Annotated in this window: 19 protein-coding genes; 10 read left to right on the top strand and 9 right to left on the bottom strand. The window is 71.3% G+C overall.

Features of this window, described 5'->3' with window-relative positions; all coding sequences use genetic code 11:
• The first annotated feature begins 109 nt into the window (after positions 1-109).
• On the top strand, positions 110-679 hold the full coding sequence (locus tag IR155_RS12505) for a zinc-binding alcohol dehydrogenase (RefSeq protein WP_135115156.1): 570 nt from the start codon (positions 110-112) through the stop codon (positions 677-679).
• Between the two features lie 43 nt (positions 680-722).
• On the opposite strand, the gene IR155_RS12500 is transcribed toward IR155_RS12505, so the two are convergent.
• The 5 genes from IR155_RS12500 to IR155_RS12480 form a co-directional block, all read right to left on the bottom strand.
• Entirely contained in the window at positions 723-1,295 is a 573-nt protein-coding gene (locus IR155_RS12500; protein ID WP_135115155.1) for a pyridoxine/pyridoxamine 5'-phosphate oxidase, read from the bottom strand.
• Between the two features lie 32 nt (positions 1,296-1,327).
• Positions 1,328-1,675: a potassium transporter Trk gene (locus IR155_RS12495; protein ID WP_135115154.1), complete on the bottom strand. Its 348-nt coding sequence runs from the start codon at positions 1,673-1,675 to the stop codon at positions 1,328-1,330.
• Between the two features lie 71 nt (positions 1,676-1,746).
• A complete protein-coding gene (locus IR155_RS12490; RefSeq protein ID WP_135115153.1) occupies positions 1,747-2,118 on the bottom strand; it encodes a sterol carrier family protein in 372 nt (123 codons plus the stop codon).
• Positions 2,119-2,127: 9 nt separating this feature from the next.
• On the bottom strand, positions 2,128-3,105 hold the full coding sequence (locus IR155_RS12485; RefSeq protein WP_135115152.1) for a cation transporter: 978 nt from the start codon (positions 3,103-3,105) through the stop codon (positions 2,128-2,130).
• Complete coding sequence (locus IR155_RS12480; RefSeq protein ID WP_228067140.1) at positions 3,102-3,587, bottom strand: type 2 periplasmic-binding domain-containing protein; 486 nt, start codon at positions 3,585-3,587, stop codon at positions 3,102-3,104. The genes IR155_RS12485 and IR155_RS12480 overlap by 4 nt, the downstream gene beginning before the upstream one ends.
• A gap of 107 nt (positions 3,588-3,694) precedes the next feature.
• Between IR155_RS12480 and purD the strand changes: the two genes are divergently transcribed.
• Complete coding sequence (gene purD, locus IR155_RS12475; RefSeq protein ID WP_135115151.1) at positions 3,695-4,963, top strand: phosphoribosylamine--glycine ligase; 1,269 nt, start codon at positions 3,695-3,697, stop codon at positions 4,961-4,963.
• Between the two features lie 3 nt (positions 4,964-4,966).
• On the opposite strand, the gene IR155_RS12470 is transcribed toward purD, so the two are convergent.
• Positions 4,967-5,680, bottom strand: coding sequence for a response regulator (locus IR155_RS12470; protein WP_135115150.1), 714 nt, complete (start codon positions 5,678-5,680; stop codon positions 4,967-4,969).
• 32 nt (positions 5,681-5,712) lie between these two features.
• On the bottom strand, positions 5,713-6,972 hold the full coding sequence (locus tag IR155_RS12465; protein ID WP_135115149.1) for a sensor histidine kinase: 1,260 nt from the start codon (positions 6,970-6,972) through the stop codon (positions 5,713-5,715).
• Between the two features lie 217 nt (positions 6,973-7,189).
• Between IR155_RS12465 and IR155_RS12460 the strand changes: the two genes are divergently transcribed.
• From IR155_RS12460 to IR155_RS12450, 3 genes are all read left to right on the top strand, one after another.
• Positions 7,190-7,888, top strand: a complete 699-nt coding sequence (locus IR155_RS12460; RefSeq protein WP_135115148.1) for a DUF4352 domain-containing protein — start codon at positions 7,190-7,192, stop codon at positions 7,886-7,888.
• A gap of 201 nt (positions 7,889-8,089) precedes the next feature.
• On the top strand, positions 8,090-8,446 hold the full coding sequence (locus IR155_RS12455; protein ID WP_409366558.1) for a PH domain-containing protein: 357 nt from the start codon (positions 8,090-8,092) through the stop codon (positions 8,444-8,446).
• Between the two features lie 109 nt (positions 8,447-8,555).
• The gene (locus IR155_RS12450) at positions 8,556-9,431 is read left to right on the top strand and encodes a phosphoribosylaminoimidazolesuccinocarboxamide synthase (protein WP_135115146.1); all 876 of its coding nucleotides are present in this window, start codon (positions 8,556-8,558) and stop codon (positions 9,429-9,431) included.
• 114 nt (positions 9,432-9,545) lie between these two features.
• Here IR155_RS12450 and IR155_RS12445 read toward each other — a convergent pair whose 3' ends face one another.
• Positions 9,546-11,498 carry a BCCT family transporter gene (locus tag IR155_RS12445; protein ID WP_135115145.1) on the bottom strand — a complete coding sequence of 651 codons (1,953 nt, stop codon included), beginning with the start codon at positions 11,496-11,498 and terminating at the stop codon, positions 9,546-9,548.
• Between the two features lie 203 nt (positions 11,499-11,701).
• On the opposite strand from IR155_RS12445, the gene IR155_RS12440 reads away from it, so the two are divergent.
• The 3 genes from IR155_RS12440 (at position 11,702) to IR155_RS12430 (ending at position 14,009) form a co-directional block, all read left to right on the top strand.
• Positions 11,702-13,054: a uracil-xanthine permease family protein gene (locus IR155_RS12440; protein ID WP_135115144.1), complete on the top strand. Its 1,353-nt coding sequence runs from the start codon at positions 11,702-11,704 to the stop codon at positions 13,052-13,054.
• Positions 13,055-13,263: 209 nt separating this feature from the next.
• Positions 13,264-13,563, top strand: coding sequence for an iron chaperone (locus tag IR155_RS12435; RefSeq protein WP_209306776.1), 300 nt, complete (start codon positions 13,264-13,266; stop codon positions 13,561-13,563).
• An 8-nt stretch (positions 13,564-13,571) separates the two neighbouring features.
• The gene (locus IR155_RS12430; RefSeq protein ID WP_135115143.1) at positions 13,572-14,009 is read left to right on the top strand and encodes a VOC family protein; all 438 of its coding nucleotides are present in this window, start codon (positions 13,572-13,574) and stop codon (positions 14,007-14,009) included.
• Positions 14,010-14,013: 4 nt separating this feature from the next.
• On the opposite strand, the gene IR155_RS12425 is transcribed toward IR155_RS12430, so the two are convergent.
• Positions 14,014-14,424, bottom strand: a complete 411-nt coding sequence (locus IR155_RS12425; RefSeq protein ID WP_135115142.1) for a GNAT family N-acetyltransferase — start codon at positions 14,422-14,424, stop codon at positions 14,014-14,016.
• A 77-nt stretch (positions 14,425-14,501) separates the two neighbouring features.
• On the opposite strand from IR155_RS12425, the gene IR155_RS12420 reads away from it, so the two are divergent.
• Together IR155_RS12420 and IR155_RS12415 are read left to right on the top strand one after the other, a co-directional pair.
• Positions 14,502-15,092, top strand: a complete 591-nt coding sequence (locus IR155_RS12420; protein ID WP_135115141.1) for a GrpB family protein — start codon at positions 14,502-14,504, stop codon at positions 15,090-15,092.
• Positions 15,089-15,481 (top strand): VOC family protein, encoded by a 393-nt coding sequence (locus IR155_RS12415; protein WP_135115140.1) that lies wholly within the window; start codon positions 15,089-15,091, stop codon positions 15,479-15,481. Before IR155_RS12420 ends, IR155_RS12415 begins: the two co-directional genes overlap by 4 nt.
• Positions 15,482-15,526 lie beyond the last annotated feature (45 nt).

The following is a 15,526-nucleotide window of genomic DNA, read 5'->3' as shown; positions in this document are numbered from 1 at the left end:
GCCACGGGCCCAGCCTACCCGCCGAGATACTGGGAAAAGGCCACCGTCGCGAGGCGGGCGACTGCGGGCCGCGGGCCCGGCAGGGCGACCGGCCGGGGATAATGGCCGCATGACGGAGCCCGACTGGCATGTCCGCGAGGACTGCAGCCCCTCGGTGCTCGTCGCGCTCTACCTGCGCCAGGCGCTGGGAGTCCGTCACCCCGATGAGCTGCCGCAGCTGCGCGGGGTCGAGCGCGGGCCGGAGGCGAGCGAGGGCATCGAGCGGCTCTGGCGCCGCTACTGGGACATGACGGTCGAGCCCGAGGCCCACCTCTCCCCCGTGCCGCTCGAGCTCGTGGAGGGGTTCGGCACCCATGTCGCCCTCCCCGCGTATGCCGAGGTGCTGCGCGGCGCCGCGGAGCCGCATGCCGCGCAGGCGCTCGCCTACGCCCACGACGCCGCCGTGCGCTACGACAGGATGCGCCGCTCGTACCGCGGCTACGCGGGCGCGGTCGTCGAGTTCGAGAGGGGCGCTGGGCGCCGGGCGCACGCCTTCCGGCTCGATGTGCAGGTGCTGCCTCTCGCGCAGCGCGGCATCTGGTGGATCGGATCTCTCACGGTCGCCGTCTCCGACAGCCTGCGCGGCGACGTCGCCGCCTTCGACGCGGCGATGCAGCCGATCCTGCGCGAACTCGGCTGACACCCCCGACGAACGACGGCCCCGGTTTCCCGGGGCCGCTGGATCAGGCGGGGCCGACCTGCTCGCTTGCGCGCAGTGGCCGGTGGTCCCAGGCGATTCCGTCGCGCACGTACTCGACGCGCGCGTGGTTGCGGTCGTGGGTCGCCTGCAGGAACTCGAAGCGCTCAGGACGCAGCGCCCACACCTGCCAGTCGGGGTTCTCCCGACCGTCGTAGCTCGGCCGCTCCCGCCAGTCGGCCTCCGACTCCTCGCGCGAGAGCGCCTCGACGGGGCCGCCGACCTCGACCTGCCTGCCGAGCTCCCGCCAGAAGAACAGCATCCCCGCCCACGGTCGCGCCGCCAGATGCGCGGCCTTCCGGCTCGCCAGCGAACTCGAGACATGGATGCCGCGCTCGTCGATGTCCTTGACGATCAGGGTGCGGTGCGCGGGTCGTCCGTCCTCGTCGATCGTGGAGAACGTCATCGCGTGCGGCTGCCGCTCGCCCGACGCGATGGCATCATCGAGCCAGGCACGGAACAGCTCGAGCGGATCGGCGGGGGCGGCATCCGGATCGAACCCGGAGAGCTCCGCGGGGAACGACGGCAGGATGCGCAGAACGTGTCGCAGCTCGGTCACGCGCCAAGCCTACGGAGCGATCGCGCCGCAGCTCACTCGGCGACGGTCTCGTGAACGACCGCAACGCGTCGCGTGCGACGGCCGATCGTCCACTCGAGCAGCAGCGCGATGCTCATCGTCACCAGGATGCCCGCGGGCACGCACCACAGCAGGATGAACCCGAACGCCTGCGAGGGCGAGTACACGACCTCGGTGAACGGGCTGGGGTCGCTGGTGCCGTCGAACGCGGTCGCGAGGATCATCGCGACGATGACGCCCAGCGCCGCGCCCAGGGCCGCGAAAACGCCGTATCGGGGGGATCGGCGCACCGCCACCTGCTCGGCGGCGAGCGGGTCTGCGGGGACTCCCCCTTCGGCGGGGAACGGCGCGCGGGAGGACATGACATCGATGATTCCACCGGTTCCTGAATAGCGGTCGTACGTATGCCGCGTGGAGCCTGCGGCTTCCGCGGTCACGGGCGCACGGGCAGCACGCCCGAGAGATCGGCGCGCACGCCGGATGCGTGCACGCGCCCTGCCGACGCCGCCTCGCCCCACGTGAGCACGCCGGTGGCGAGTTCGATCCAGGTCTGCGGATCCATCTCGACCACGTTCGGCGGCGTGCCGCGCGTGTGGCGGGGGCCCTGGATGACCTGCGCCGCGCCGAACGGCGGCACGCGCACCTCGACGCTGTTCCCCGGCGCCTTCTCCGCCAGCAGCTGCAGCAGATAGCGGACGGCCGTCGCGTGCGCGGGCCGCGGCGGCTTCTGACCCGCCGCGGTCGCGGCCGTCACCGCGGCGAGCGCGTCGCGTCCTTCGCCGGTGTCGATCCTGCGCGCTGGCATGGTTCAAGGTTAGGTCGGGTCGACCCGGGCGGTCGCCTCGTCGGGGAGCGAGGAGACCGGGATGACGACGACATCCTGCATCTTCCAGTCGAGGCCGACGATCCGCTCGCGGAGGCGCTCGAGCTGTGCCACGTCGGCGCGCCGGCGCCGCAGCACGACGAACACCTCGACGTGCAGCACCTGACCGAGATCCCGCACGCGCACGGCCGCGTCGGCGACGCCCCGCGTCCCGCGCACGAGGCCCAGCACGTCGGCGATCACCGGGTGAACGGCCTTCGTGTCGTAGGTGGTCGCACGCTTGTCGATGAGGTCCCCGACGGCCGTGACGGTGTTGCGCCATCCGTCCCACAGGATGCCCAGCGAGATGAACAGGGCCGCCGCGGAGTCGAGCCACCAGATCCCGAGGCCGACCCCGCCGACGCCCACGATCGAGGCGACCGTCGTCTGCCAGTCGGCCTTCGCCATCGCCGCGTCCGCGTGAAGCAGCTTGTTGTGGAGCGGCCCCGCGAGCTTCGCCTTGTAGGGCCCGTAGAACAGGGGCCCGATCACGATCAGCGACATCACACCGATCATCAGCCAGCCCAGCCAGATGGTGTGGCCGAACAGGTTCACGGTGCCGATCGTCGGATGCTCGCCCCGCACGAACCCCACGACCGCCTCCACCGCGAGGTTGCCGCCCACGATCAGCAGCGCCACGCCCGCCACCAGGTGACCGACGCCCATCGCACGGTGCATGCCGAAGGGGAACGTGCGGCCGGGACGGCGGCGGATGAAGACGAGCGCGACAAGGAACGCGATCTGCGGCAGGAGCGACAGCATGTCCTCGATCCACGCCGTGCGCATCGCCTGCGAGCTGCCGACGACAAGGGCGATCAGCGCGATCGTCACCACCGTGTAGCCGATCGTGAAGATCTCGACCCGGACGGCCTTCCGCAGCGCGTGCCGCTGCTCGGCCGGGAGATCCGTGCGTCCGAGGCGGCCGGTCATCCGCCGACCTGCTCGTCCAGGAACGTCTCCAGTGCGCTGACGAACCGGTTCTCGCCGAGCGGCGCGAGGAAGACGACGGGATGGTCGCCCTCGACACCCGGCAGGTCGGGGAACGAACGCGTGACGGCGGCGCGATCGCTCCACGGCGTCTGGTCGGTCATCCCTCCCACGGCGAGGTCGATCTCGCCCTGCTCGAGCGCCGTGACGAGCGTCTCCTCACCCGCGACCGTCCAGACCACCTCGGCGTCGAGCGAGGCCGCGAAGTCCTCCACGAGCTCCGGCAGCGGCCCGCTGACCTCGTCCCCCGTCACGGTCACCCGCCCCGGATCGGCCGATGCCCCGACGCGCAGGTCGCCACCGGTGACGCGGTCGATCGTCCCCTCCGGATCGGACGGGATCCGGATGCCGCAGCCGGTCGCGAGCCCGGCGACGAGGGCGACCGCGACCGCGGCTCCCGCGAGCCGGATGGCGCAGCGCTGCATGCTCACGGTCCGACCGTATCGATCATCCCCGGCGACGGGCAGGGGCCTTGCGGCGTGTGAGGGACGGCCGGTATGGCCGTGGTTTCCGCGTCGATAGGCTGGGGCGCGTGAAGATCCTGGTCCTCGGTTCCGGCGCGCGTGAGCACGCCCTCGTCCTCGCCCTGCGGTCGGAGGAGACCGGCAACGACGTGCTGGCCGCCCCCGGCAACGCGGGCATCGCGCGCGACGCGACGATCGTCGACCTCGACATCGTGGATCCGGCCGCCGTCACCTCGTTCGCGCTCGAGAACGCCGTCGACCTCGTCGTCGTCGGCCCCGAGGCACCCCTGATCGCCGGCGTCGCCGACGAGCTCCGCGAGCGCGGCATCCCGGTGTTCGGCCCGGGCCGCTCCGCCGCGCAGCTGGAGGGCTCGAAGGCCTTCGCGAAGCGGATCATGGCCGCCGCCGGCGTGCCCACGGGCCGCGCCACGCACGCCCGCACAAGCGAGGAGGTCGCCACCGCGCTCGACGAGTTCAGCGCCCCGTACGTCGTCAAGGCCGACGGTCTCGCCGCGGGCAAGGGCGTCATCGTCACCGAGGACCGCGCCGCCGCCCTCGCGCACGCCGAGACCTACCTGCCGAGCGGGCCCGTGCTGATCGAGGAGTTCCTGTCGGGCCCCGAGGTGTCGCTGTTCTTCCTCAGCGACGGCGACACAGTGCGGGCGCTGAGCCCCGCCCAGGACTTCAAGCGCGCCCTCGACGGCGACGCCGGCCCGAACACGGGCGGCATGGGCGCCTACTCGCCGCTGCCGTGGCTCGCCGAGCAGTTCGGATCGGAGGCGGACTTCGTCGCGGAGGTGACCGAGACGGTCGCGCTGCCGGTCATCCGGCGCCTGGACGAGGAGGGCACGCCCTTCATCGGCCTGCTGTACGCCGGGCTCATCCTGACCCCGTCGGGCGTGCGCGTCATCGAGTTCAACGCGCGCTTCGGCGACCCCGAGACGCAGGTCGTGCTGCCGCGCCTGAAGACCCCGCTGTCGCGCCTGCTGCTCGCTGCGGCGACCGGGACGCTCGAGAGCGAGCCGGAGCCGGAGTTCTCGAGCGACGTGGCCGTCACGGTCGTGCTGGCAAGCGAGGGCTACCCCGAGAAGCCGGTGACCGGCCGCGCGCTGACCGGGCTGGACGAGGCCGCCGAGGTCGAGGGCGTGCACCTCGCCCACGCGGCGACCGCCCGCTCGATGGACGGGCTGACCGCCACCGGCGGCCGCGTGCTGAACGTCGTCGCGACCGCCCCGGACTTCCGCACGGCCCGCGAGCGCGCCTACGAGGCGATCGGCCGCATCCGCCTCGAGGGCTCGCACCACCGCACCGACATCGCCGCGCGCGTCGCGGAGTAGGGCTCAGGGCGCGGGCGGGGGCGTCTCGCCGGCGCGGTCGACGAGGATGCCAAGCTGCATGCGGTTGTCGAGGCCGAGCTTCGCCAGCGCCTGCGTCAGGTGCGTCTTCATCGTCGACTCGGAGACGTGCATGGCGGCGGCGATCTCGGCGTTCGTCCCGCCTGTCGCGACAAGCCGTGCCGTCGCGCGCTCGCGCTCGGTGAGCAGGTCGAGGCGTGCGAGCGCCTCGCGGCGCTGATCCGATCCCCCGGCGCTCGTCGAGCGCTCGATGACCGCTCGCGCGTACCGGGGCGGCAGGATCGCATCCCCCCGCGCGGCGGCGAGCACGTCCTCGACCAGCTTGACCGGGCCGTCGCCCTTGAGGATGTAACCGTCGCCGCCGGCGTCGAAGACCCGCAGCACCGTATCGAGATCGACCATGGTCGTCAGGGCGACCACGCGCGTCTTCACCTCGGCGAGCACCTGGCGGGTGGCCTCGATGCCGTCCATCCCGGGCATCTGGAGATCCATCAGGACGATGTCAGGGCGGGTGTGCCGCACGAAGGCGACAGCGGCCGCGCCGCCGTCGACGGCTCCGATCACCTCGATCTCGGGGCGCAGATTCAGGATCGTCGCCACCGGCTCGCGCGTGAAGGGGTCGTCGTCGACGATCAGCACCCGAACCGGGCGGTCCGGCGCGGGGGTCGAGTCGGCCGTCGTCGGGGGATCCGTGAGCACCTCGCAACCTTAACGGCGGCCACGGACGCGGATCAGGCGGGGTCGCCCCAGGGCAGGCTGACGTCGACGATGAACTCCCCCTCGTACGGGCCGATCCAGGCGGTGCCGCCGACCGCCGCCGCGCGTTCGCGGATGCCGATCAGGCCGGTGCGCGATCCCGGCACACCCGCCCCGCTCGCGGCGAGCGGGTTCGTCACGCGGATCCGGATGCCGCGCTCGGGGGCGGCATCGAACGTGACCGAGATCGCCGAGCCGGGAGCGTGCTTGATCGCGTTGGTGAGGCTCTCCTGCAGGATGCGGAAGGCCGCGGCGTCGAGCGGTGCGCCCAAACGGTCCGCGCCCTCGACCATGACGTAGGCGTCGAGCCGGTGGCCAGCCGCGCGCAGGTCGTGGACAAGGCGCCCGACGAAGCGGATCGACGCGGGAGTGAGGGGCGCGTCGCCGGTGCCGGATCGGAGACCGCCGACCACACCGCGCACATCCTCGAGGGCCGCATGCACCTGCTGACGGGCGATGCGTGCCTGCGCCGGGTCTGGGCTGACCCCTGCGCTCGCCTGCGCCTCCAGGACGCCGAGCGTGAGGGCGGCGGAAGACAGCCGATGGCCGAGGCCGTCGTGCAGGTCGCGCGCGATGCGCTCGCGCTCTGCCTGGCGCGCTACCTGCTCGCCGAGAGTCTCGGCGCGGCGATGCTCGGTGGCGGCGACACTCCTGCTCCGGGCCGCATCGACGGACGTGCGTCGGTAGGCGACGAGGCCCGCCACGAGCGCGAGCGCCAGCGCGGCGATGATCCACGGCGCGACCGTGCCGGCGAAACCGGGCGGATCGGCCGGCGTCTCGGAGCCAAGCCAGGGCAGCGCCGCTCCCCAGTCGGTGAGGCTCTCACGCAGGGCGTACAGCAGCACCAGCCCACCGGCCGTGCCGCCGATCCACCACTGTCGACGCGGCCATCGGATCAGACACTGATAGACGCCGACGAGAAGCAGCGCGTACGAGATCCCGGCGACGGCGAGCACGGCGCCCGCGATGGCAGTGACGAGCGGCCTTCTCCTGCGCGTGTAGACGCTCCCCCAGGCGATGACGGCCACGAGCCACAGCACGACCCCGCCATCCGTGATCCCCAGGGACCCCGCACCTCGGTCACCGCCGAACTCGGCGGCGCCGGGGACGTTGACGACGCAGTAGGTGTCGAACAGCGCGCCGAGGATGAACAGCCCCGTCGACCTGCCGCCGGCGAGCAGCTGCTCGACGAGCCCGCGCACGGACGGCGAGGGCGGCGTCGGGGCGGTGGTCATGATCCGAGCGTAGATCCGGGGACGGACACTCCCCTCGACCGATCGGACGCCGGGAGCCGGCCGATCGGTCAGGGCACTCCGCCCGATCGGACGATCCCCCGCCGTGGGCCGCCGGCGGAATCTGGGTTCACCGCCGGGGTCGCCATGGGCCTGTGCGGCCCCGGCGGCTCCGCATCCACGCGGAACCGTCCCAGACGACACACAAAGGAGCCCTCACATGTCGTTCGATCACACGCAGCCCCCGTCCCCGCAGCAGGGGCCGGCCGTTCCGCCGCCCACCGCGGCACCCGCCCCGGCGCCTGCCGCGAAGCCGAAGAAGTCGATCTTCCGGCGCTGGTGGTTCTGGGCGATCGCCGCGGTCGTCCTGATCGCGATCATCGTCCCGAAGGGCGGCTCTGACGAGGCGACCGATCCCGCGCCTGCCGCGGGCGAGCAACAGGCGCCGGCCGAGGAGGCACCCGCCGAGGAGGCACCCGCGGAAGAGGAGCCGGCGGCCCCGGCCACCGCGCCGATCGGCACCGCCGCCCAGACGGGGAATCTGGCCATCACGGTGACGAAGGTCGAGCCCGGCGTCGCGCAGGTCGGCACGGAGGTCGGCGGCACGCTGCTCGGAGAGAAGGCCCAGGGGCAGTTCGTCCTCGTGCACGTCTCCGTCGAGAACGTGGGCGCCGAGGCCGAGTCGTTCTCCGACATGAACGCGAAGGTCTACGACGCGGAGGGCCGGGAGTTCGAGGCGAACAGCGCCGCCGGCATCTACATCGAGGGCAACGACTCGCTCTTCGGCGAGATCAATCCCGGCAACACCCTGCAGGGAGTGCTCGTCTACGACCTCCCCGCCGACGCGACCCCCGAGCGCCTCGAGTATCAGGGCATGTTCGACTTCCTCGGCGAGCCCGCGGTGTTCTCCCTCAAGTAGTCCGTCCGGCCACATCCATCCCGCGAGATCACATGCGACCGCGTGTGATCTCGCGGGATTGGTGGGTGCCCGGGGAGCTGCAAGTGCGCTCAACGAACCGAACCTTCGTCGCTGCCGATAGATACATGCAGACAAATACACCCGGGCAGCGACGCCCGCCCACCATTCACTTCACCTGAAAGGCCCCGCATGGAAGCCGCAATGCTCACGTGGACTCTCCAGCAGGAGATCCCCGTCCCCGGCGATGTCCTTCCCCTGCTCGTTCAGGGAGAAGAGCCGGTGGCGTCGTTCAAGACCTTCCGCGACTCGGCGACCTTCACCACGAAGCGTCTGATCGTGCGCGACGCCCAGGGCATCACGGGCAAGAAGGTCGAGATCTACTCGCTGCCGTACAACGCGATCCACATGTGGTCCTCCGAGAACGCGGGCGTGCTCGACTGGAACTCGGAGATCGAGCTCTGGACGAAGGCCGGACACATCAAGGTGAAGCTGGCCAAGGGCGCCGACGTTCGACGGATCGACAGCCTCATCGCCTGGGCAGTGCTCAACAGCCACTGACCCCACAGACGCCGCCGGAGCTGCCACGGGCCTGTTGCAGCTCCGGCGGTCCCCTTTCCGCCGAAGCCCGCGCGTCGGGCTCCGGCCGCCGGAATGGGATGATGGGCGCGTGACTGTCGAGATCCCCGGTTGGAAGCACACGTACTCCGGCAAGGTGCGCGATCTGTACCGCCCCGCCGATGAGACCGACACCCGGATGCTCGTGGTCGCGAGCGACCGGGTCAGCGCATTCGACCACGTCCTGTCCCCCGGCATCCCGGGCAAGGGCGAGCTGCTCACGACGCTCAGCCTGTGGTGGTTCGACCAGCTCGCGGGCGCCGACGGAGGCACGCCGGTCCCGAACCACCTGACGGGCGAACCTGCGCCGGACGAGGTCGCGGGTCGGGCGATGATCGTCCGCTCACTCGACATGCTGCCCATCGAGTGCGTGGTGCGCGGCTATCTCACCGGATCCGGATGGGCCGAGTACCGGGCCGAGGGAACGGTGTGCGGCATCGCGCTCCCCGAGGGCCTGCAGGATGGCGACCGCCTGCCTGAGCCGATCTACACCCCCGCCTTCAAGGCGCCGATGGGCGAGCACGACGAGAACATCTCGTTCGAGCGGTCGGTCGAACTCGTCGGCGCCGAGCGCGCGGCGCAGCTGCGCGACACGTCTCTCGAGATCTATCACCGCGCGGCGGCGACCGCCGAGACGCGCGGCCTGATCCTCGCCGACACCAAGTTCGAGTTCGGCCTGGACGAGGACGGCGTCCTGCGCCTTGCCGACGAGGTGCTCACGAGCGACTCGTCCCGCTACTGGGACGCCGAGGCCTGGCGCACCGGCAGCACGCCCACGGAGCGGATGGCGAGCTTCGACAAGCAGATCGTGCGCAACTGGCTCGCCGCGAACTGGGACAAGCAGGGCACGCCGCCCGAGCTTCCCGCCGAGATCGTCGAGCGCACCGTCGCCCGCTACCGCGAGCTGCTCGCCAAGCTCACCGACTGATCCGGATCGCGCCCGATCCGCCGGCAGAGCCGGAGACGCCGGCAGAGCCGGAGACGCCGCGAGGCGGGGACCCCCATCCCGGGAAGTCCCCGCCTCGCGGCGTCTCGTCTCGCGTCAGTGACGCTCGCGCTTCGGCCGGTCCTCGCCGACGACGAGCGACGCATCCCCCGAGGCCGTGTGCTCCGGGTGATCCGGTCCCTTCGGCTGGATGTGCCCGGGCTCGAGCGTGCGGGCCACGTCCTCTGCCGTCACCAGCGGGATCTGCTCGGTCGCCGTCGCGTACCACTCGGTGAGCGCCGGATCATCGGTGTCGATGTTCGCGCCGGCGCCCTCGTGCGCGGCCACCTCGGTGGCGCCGAACACGAAGTCGTCGCCGTGCTCCTCGATACCGAGCCGCACTCCCTGCGCGATCGCGGCACGCGCGAACCGGCGGCGCAGGATGTACGGATCGGTCGTGAGCTCGCGGCCCCACGCGATCATGATCCCGACCACGATCACCGCGAACGGCAGCGCCGTCACCACCATGATCGACTGCAGGCCGGACAGCGCGGTCTGGCCGCCAGCGAGCAGCAGTGCGAGCGCAGCGGCGCCGAGCAGGACGCCCCACGTGATCGTGACCCACGTCGAGGGCTCGGGCTTGCCCCGCTGGCTCATGGAGGCCATGACGATCGCGGCCGAGTCGGCCGAGGTGACGAAGAACAGGATGATCGAGATCATCGCCAGCACCGAGAGCACGCCTCCGAGCGGCAGGTTGTTCAGCACCGCGAACAGCACCGCCTCCGTGCCGCCATCCGCCATCGCCTGCCCCACCGCGCCGGTGAGCTCGTCGAAGTACATCGCCGATCCGCCCATGATGCCGAACCAGACGATGCAGACCACGGCGGGCACCACGATCACGACGGTCGTGAACTCGCGCAGCGTGCGACCGCGCGAGATCTTCGCGATGAACATGCCGACGAACGGCGTCCACGAGATCCACCACGCCCAGTAGTAGTTGGTCCAGCTGTTGACGAAGGATGCCGCATCCTCACCCTGCGCGGGGTTGCGCATAAGCATGGTCCACAGCTCGGCGAAGAACGCCGACACCGACGCCGGCACCATGTTCAGCAGCAGCAGCGTGGGGCCGAGCACGAACAGCAGCACGCCGATGATCAGCGCGATGATCATGTTGATGTTGGACAGCAGGCGGATGCCGCGCTTGACGCCCGACACCGCCGACACCACGAACGCCGCGGTGAGCACCGTCACGATCACGATGAGCGCGCCGTTGCCGAGCGGCCCGATGCCGGTCACGAACTCGGCGCCGCGCGCGATCTGCAGCGCGCCCATGCCGAGCGTCACGGCCGTGCCGAACAGGGTCACGATGATCGCGAAGACGTCGACCACGGCCCCCGCCCAGCCCTCGGTGCGCTCCTTGAAGATCGGCGCGAAGATCGCCGAGATCAGCGGCGCCCGGCCGCGGCGGTACGCGGCGTAGGCGATCGCCCCACCCACGAGGGCGTAGAACGCCCAGGCCATCGGCCCCCAGTGCAGGAACGACTGCGCGAGCGCGAGATGCATCGCGTCGCGCGAGCCCGCCTCGGCGTCGAACCCCGGCGGCACGGTGAGGAAGTACGTCAGCGGCTCGGCGGGCCCCCAGAACAGCAGGCCGATTCCCATGCCGGCCGAGAACAGCATCGCGATCCACGAGACGGTCGAGAACTCCGGAGCCTCGTCATCCGCTCCGAGTCGGACGCCGCCCGTGCGGCCGTAGCCGACGACCATCATGAACACCACGGTCACGATCGCGAGCAGGGAGAAGAGCCAGCCGAAGTTCTCCATCACCCAGCCGAGGGAGGCGGATCCGGCGTCGCTGATGCTCTGCGGAGCCGCGAAGCCCCAGATCACGACGCCGAGCACGAGAGCTCCGGCGAGTCCCAGCACGAGCCAGTTGGTCGAGAACGTCCTGCCGGTGTCCTCGACGCCGATGCCGGGGATCAGCGCAGGATGAGTCACCTCCCTCACGAGGTTGGTGACGGGCTTGTGCTTGGGTGGCGCCTCGTTCTCCGGGCGCTGCTGATCGGGCATATTCAACTCGCTTATCGATCGAAATGTGCGTTACGTATGGGAATGGGTCCCTCCACGCTACGTCCATACGGCGCCACAGCGCATGCCGAGGGCATCGATCGTGGCCAGGCTGTGACAGCCGTTCGCGCCGTTCACGGTGCCGAAACACGCGGGGAAGTATCGTTGATCGATTGCCCACCCGCCCCCTTCTCCCAAGGAGCCTCATGCCCCTGTGGACCCTCCACGGCAACGGCCGCACGGTCGAGCCCGGACGCGTCGTCGCGCCCGGCGAGCGACTGAACTGGCCCGCGACCATCGCCATGGGCGCGCAGCACGTCGTCGCCATGTTCGGCGCGACGTTCCTCGTGCCGACCATCACCGGCTTCCCCGTCTCGACCACGCTGTTCTTCAGCGGCCTCGGAACGCTGCTGTTCCTGCTGATCACGAAGAACCGCCTTCCCAGCTACCTCGGCTCGTCCTTCGCCTTCATCGCGCCCGTGACCGCCGCGACCGCGTCCGCCGGAATGGGATCGGCGCTCGCCGGCATCGTCGCCGTCGGCGTCCTGCTCGCGGTGATCGGCCTCGTCGTGCAGTTCGCGGGCCTCGGCTGGGTCGACAAGCTCATGCCCCCGGTCGTCGCCGGCGCGATCGTCGCCCTGATCGGCTTCAACCTCGCGCCCACCGCGTGGAGCAGCTTCGCGACCGACGCGCTCACGGCCACGATCACGCTGGCCGCCGTCATCCTGTTCGCGGTGCTGTTCAAGGGCTTCCTCGGCCGCATCTCGATCTTCCTCGGCGTGATCGTCGGCTACATCGTCGCCGTCGCCCGCGGCGCCCTCGACGTGGTGAACCCCGCGACCGGCATGAGCCCGGCGCAGACGATCGCCGACGCCGACTGGCTGGGTGTTCCCGAGTTCCACCTGCCCGACTTCGCCTCGGGCGGCACGTGGTCGGCGATCGCGATGTTCCTGCCGGTCGTGCTCGTGCTGGTCGCCGAGAACGTGGGCCACGTGCGCGGCGTCGCGACCATGACCGACAACTCGGTGAATCAGCACACGGGCCGCGCGCTCATCGCAGACGGCGCCGCGACCACCCTCGCGGGCCTCGGCGGCGGATCCGGCACCACCACGTACGGCGAGAACATCGGCGTCATGGCCGCCACGCGCGTGTACTCGACGGCGGTCTACTGGGTCGCCGGCGTCGTCGCCATCCTGCTCGCATTCTCGCCGAAGATCGGCGCGGTGTTCAATTCGATCCCCGCCGGCGTGCTCGGCGGCGTGACGACCGCGCTCTACGGCCTGATCGGCATCATCGGGATCAAGATCTGGGTCGACAACCGCGTCGACTTCTCGCGCCCCGTGAACCAGTACACGGCCGCGGTGGCGCTCGTGATCGGCATCGCCGGGTTCGCCATGAAGTGGGACGGCTTCGAGCTCGGCGGCATCGTGCTCGGCACGGTCGCGGCGCTGGTGATCTACCACCTCGGCAACCTCATCGCCCGCGCGCGCAAGACCGGCGCGGACGACGGCGGCCCGATCCCGGCGGTGGGCCCGCTCGGCGGCGACCCGCAGGACTGATCCGCGCGGTCGTCGGATCCGGCGCTCGGTCGTCGGATCGCAGGGGCTGGTGCGCCGAATGTCGGCTCACCAGCCCCTTCTGCACCACGGCTCCGACGAGTGAGCGCAGTCACCGACGACCGGGTGGATCATCCGGATCGGCGGTGCCAGGATGACCGCATGGGCACGGTCGCGGACTACATCGCGTCGCTCGACGAGCCCCGCGCGGCGTGATCGACGGCATCCGCGCCCGCGCGCTCGAGCTCGTGCCCGGCGCGACCGAGGGCGTGAGCTACGGCATGCCCGCACTGCTGCACCGCGGCAAGGGCCTCGTGTCGGCCATGCAGACCAAGGCGGGGCTGTCGCTGTTCCCCTTCAGCGGCACGATCGTTGCCCAGGTGGAGCAGGATCTCGCCGGGTTCTCGCTCTCGAAGGGCACCATCCGGTTCTCACCCGAGCGGCCGATCCCGCCCAGCACGCTGGATCGGATCATCCTGCTGCGCCGCGACGAGATCGACGCGAAGGCGTAGGCCCGCGCATGCCCATCGAGCTGGTGAACGTCGGGATCGCCGTCCGCGACCTCGAGGCGACCATCGCGTTCTTCACCGATCTCGGCCTCACCGTGCTCGGCCGTGACACCGTGAGCGGCGAATGGGCCGACACCGCCGTGGGCCTCGACGGCAACCACGCGCGCATCGCGGTGCTGCAGACCCCCGACGGACACGGTCAGGTCGAGCTGTTCGAGTACATCCATCCCGACGCGATCGAGACCGAGCCCACGCTGCCGAACCACATCGGCATGCACCGCGTGGCGTTCGCGGTCGACGACATCGACGCCGCGCTCGAGATCGCGGCGCGCCACGGCTGTCATCCGCTGCGCGGCGTCGCGAACTACCAGGACGTCTACAAGCTCACGTACCTGCGCGGCCCGAGCGGCATCCTGGTGATGCTCGCCCAGGATCTGACGAAGTCTTGAGGGGTCAGCGGCGGCCGCGGACGAGCCAGTCGCCGGGCGGCGTCACCGGCTCCCAGCCGTGGCGGGCGTAGAGGGTATGCGCGTCGTCGGTCTTGAGTACAGCGCGCCTGAGGCCGAGGCGGTCGATCTCGGCGACGATGCCGTCGAGCAGCAGCTTTCCGATCCCCTCGCCGCGGCGGTCGGGATCCACTATCACGTCGGCGAGCCAGCCGAAGGTCGCGCCGTCGGTCACGAGGCGGGCGAATGCCACCTGCCGCTCGCCGTCGTACACGCCGAAGCAGCGGGATCCGGCGTTGGCCGCATCCTGCAGCTCGCGCGATCGGCCGCGCGCCCAGTAGGAGTGCTCGCTCAGCATGCGATGGACCCACGCGCCGTCGAGCCGCGCCGCGTCGCCGGAGAACTCGTACTCGCCCATGTGCCGATCCTGACAGGGCGGGGCGAGCCGCGCGCGGGCCAATCAGCGCCGCGCGGCACCGCCCCTACGATGGCGGGATGGGCGCCCCTCGCATCGCGGACCACGACCCGGCGTGGGCCGACGAGGCTGAGTCGCTGCTCGAGCGCATCCGCGCCGCGACGACGGACCTGCCGGGAAGCGACGCGTTCGCGCTCGACCACATCGGCTCGACCTCGGTGCCGGGGCTGGCGGCGAAGCCGATCATCGACCTTCAGCTGCTCGCGGCCGAGCTCCCGTCCGCGGCGCCGCTCACGGCGGCGATCGCCCCGCTCGGCCTCGTCCGGGCGCAGGGGTCGCGTCCCGACTCCCCCGGCGTCCACGCGGACATCCCCCGCCTGCAGACCGATCCCGATCCGGCGCTTCACGCCAAGCTGCTCTTCCACCGGCCCGAGGGGCCGGCCGGGCCCGAGGTCATCCTCCACGTCCGCCGCGCCGACTCGCCGTTCGCGGCCTTCGTGCTGGCATTCCGCGACTGGCTGCGATCCGATCCGGACCACCGCGCCCGGTACGAGGCGGTCAAACGCGACCTCGCGGACCGCTTCGCGGATGCCGCCGACTACGACGACTACACCCGCGCCAAGTCGGCGTTCATCGCGGAGGCGCAGCGAGACATGGGGTGGCCGGGATGAGCGCGGGCCTTCACCACGTGGAGATCTGGGTCGCCTCGGCCGAGCGCGCGGCGGCCGAGTGGTCGTGGCTGCTCGAGAGCCTCGGCTGGGAGCGCGGCGACGAGTGGCCGGGCGGCTTCACCTGGAGGGCGGGCGGCACGTACCTCACCTTCACCGAGGCGCCGCGGCAGCAGGGCGATCACGACCGGCGGCGCGAGGGGCTCAACCACCTCGCGTTCCGCGGCGGATCGCCCGAGGACGTCGACCGGATCCTCTCGCACGCGCCCGCCAACGGCTGGACGCCGCTGTATCAGGATCGCTACCCGCACGCCGGCGGGCCGGATCACTACGCCGGCTGGATCGAGAACGCCTCGGGCTTCAAGGCCGAGATCGTCGCGGAGCGCCCGTAGCGCCCGCGAGCAGGCATCCGCGCCGCGAGAGGGCACGCGGATGCA

This window comes from Microbacterium paludicola, from assembly GCF_015235415.1.
GTDB lineage: Bacteria > Actinomycetota > Actinomycetes > Actinomycetales > Microbacteriaceae > Microbacterium > Microbacterium paludicola.
The sequence above is the reverse complement of the archived record's forward strand: the minus strand, read 5'-3'. Positions and strand labels throughout refer to the sequence as shown.

Coding starts and splice junctions, on each gene's coding strand:
- IR155_RS12440 (WP_135115144.1), top strand. CDS start 11,702: ATGCCCCTGTGGACCCTCCACGGCAACGGCCGCACGGTCGAGCCCGGA.
- IR155_RS12480 (WP_228067140.1), bottom strand. CDS start 3,587: ATGCAGCGCTGCGCCATCCGGCTCGCGGGAGCCGCGGTCGCGGTCGCC.
- IR155_RS12505 (WP_135115156.1), top strand. CDS start 110: ATGACGGAGCCCGACTGGCATGTCCGCGAGGACTGCAGCCCCTCGGTG.
- IR155_RS12445 (WP_135115145.1), bottom strand. CDS start 11,498: ATGCCCGATCAGCAGCGCCCGGAGAACGAGGCGCCACCCAAGCACAAG.
- IR155_RS12465 (WP_135115149.1), bottom strand. CDS start 6,972: ATGACCACCGCCCCGACGCCGCCCTCGCCGTCCGTGCGCGGGCTCGTC.
- IR155_RS12430 (WP_135115143.1), top strand. CDS start 13,572: ATGCCCATCGAGCTGGTGAACGTCGGGATCGCCGTCCGCGACCTCGAG.
- IR155_RS12415 (WP_135115140.1), top strand. CDS start 15,089: ATGAGCGCGGGCCTTCACCACGTGGAGATCTGGGTCGCCTCGGCCGAG.
- IR155_RS12485 (WP_135115152.1), bottom strand. CDS start 3,105: ATGACCGGCCGCCTCGGACGCACGGATCTCCCGGCCGAGCAGCGGCAC.
- IR155_RS12420 (WP_135115141.1), top strand. CDS start 14,502: ATGGGCGCCCCTCGCATCGCGGACCACGACCCGGCGTGGGCCGACGAG.
- IR155_RS12455 (WP_409366558.1), top strand. CDS start 8,090: ATGCTCACGTGGACTCTCCAGCAGGAGATCCCCGTCCCCGGCGATGTC.
- IR155_RS12490 (WP_135115153.1), bottom strand. CDS start 2,118: ATGCCAGCGCGCAGGATCGACACCGGCGAAGGACGCGACGCGCTCGCC.
- IR155_RS12460 (WP_135115148.1), top strand. CDS start 7,190: ATGTCGTTCGATCACACGCAGCCCCCGTCCCCGCAGCAGGGGCCGGCC.
- IR155_RS12495 (WP_135115154.1), bottom strand. CDS start 1,675: ATGTCCTCCCGCGCGCCGTTCCCCGCCGAAGGGGGAGTCCCCGCAGAC.
- IR155_RS12425 (WP_135115142.1), bottom strand. CDS start 14,424: ATGGGCGAGTACGAGTTCTCCGGCGACGCGGCGCGGCTCGACGGCGCG.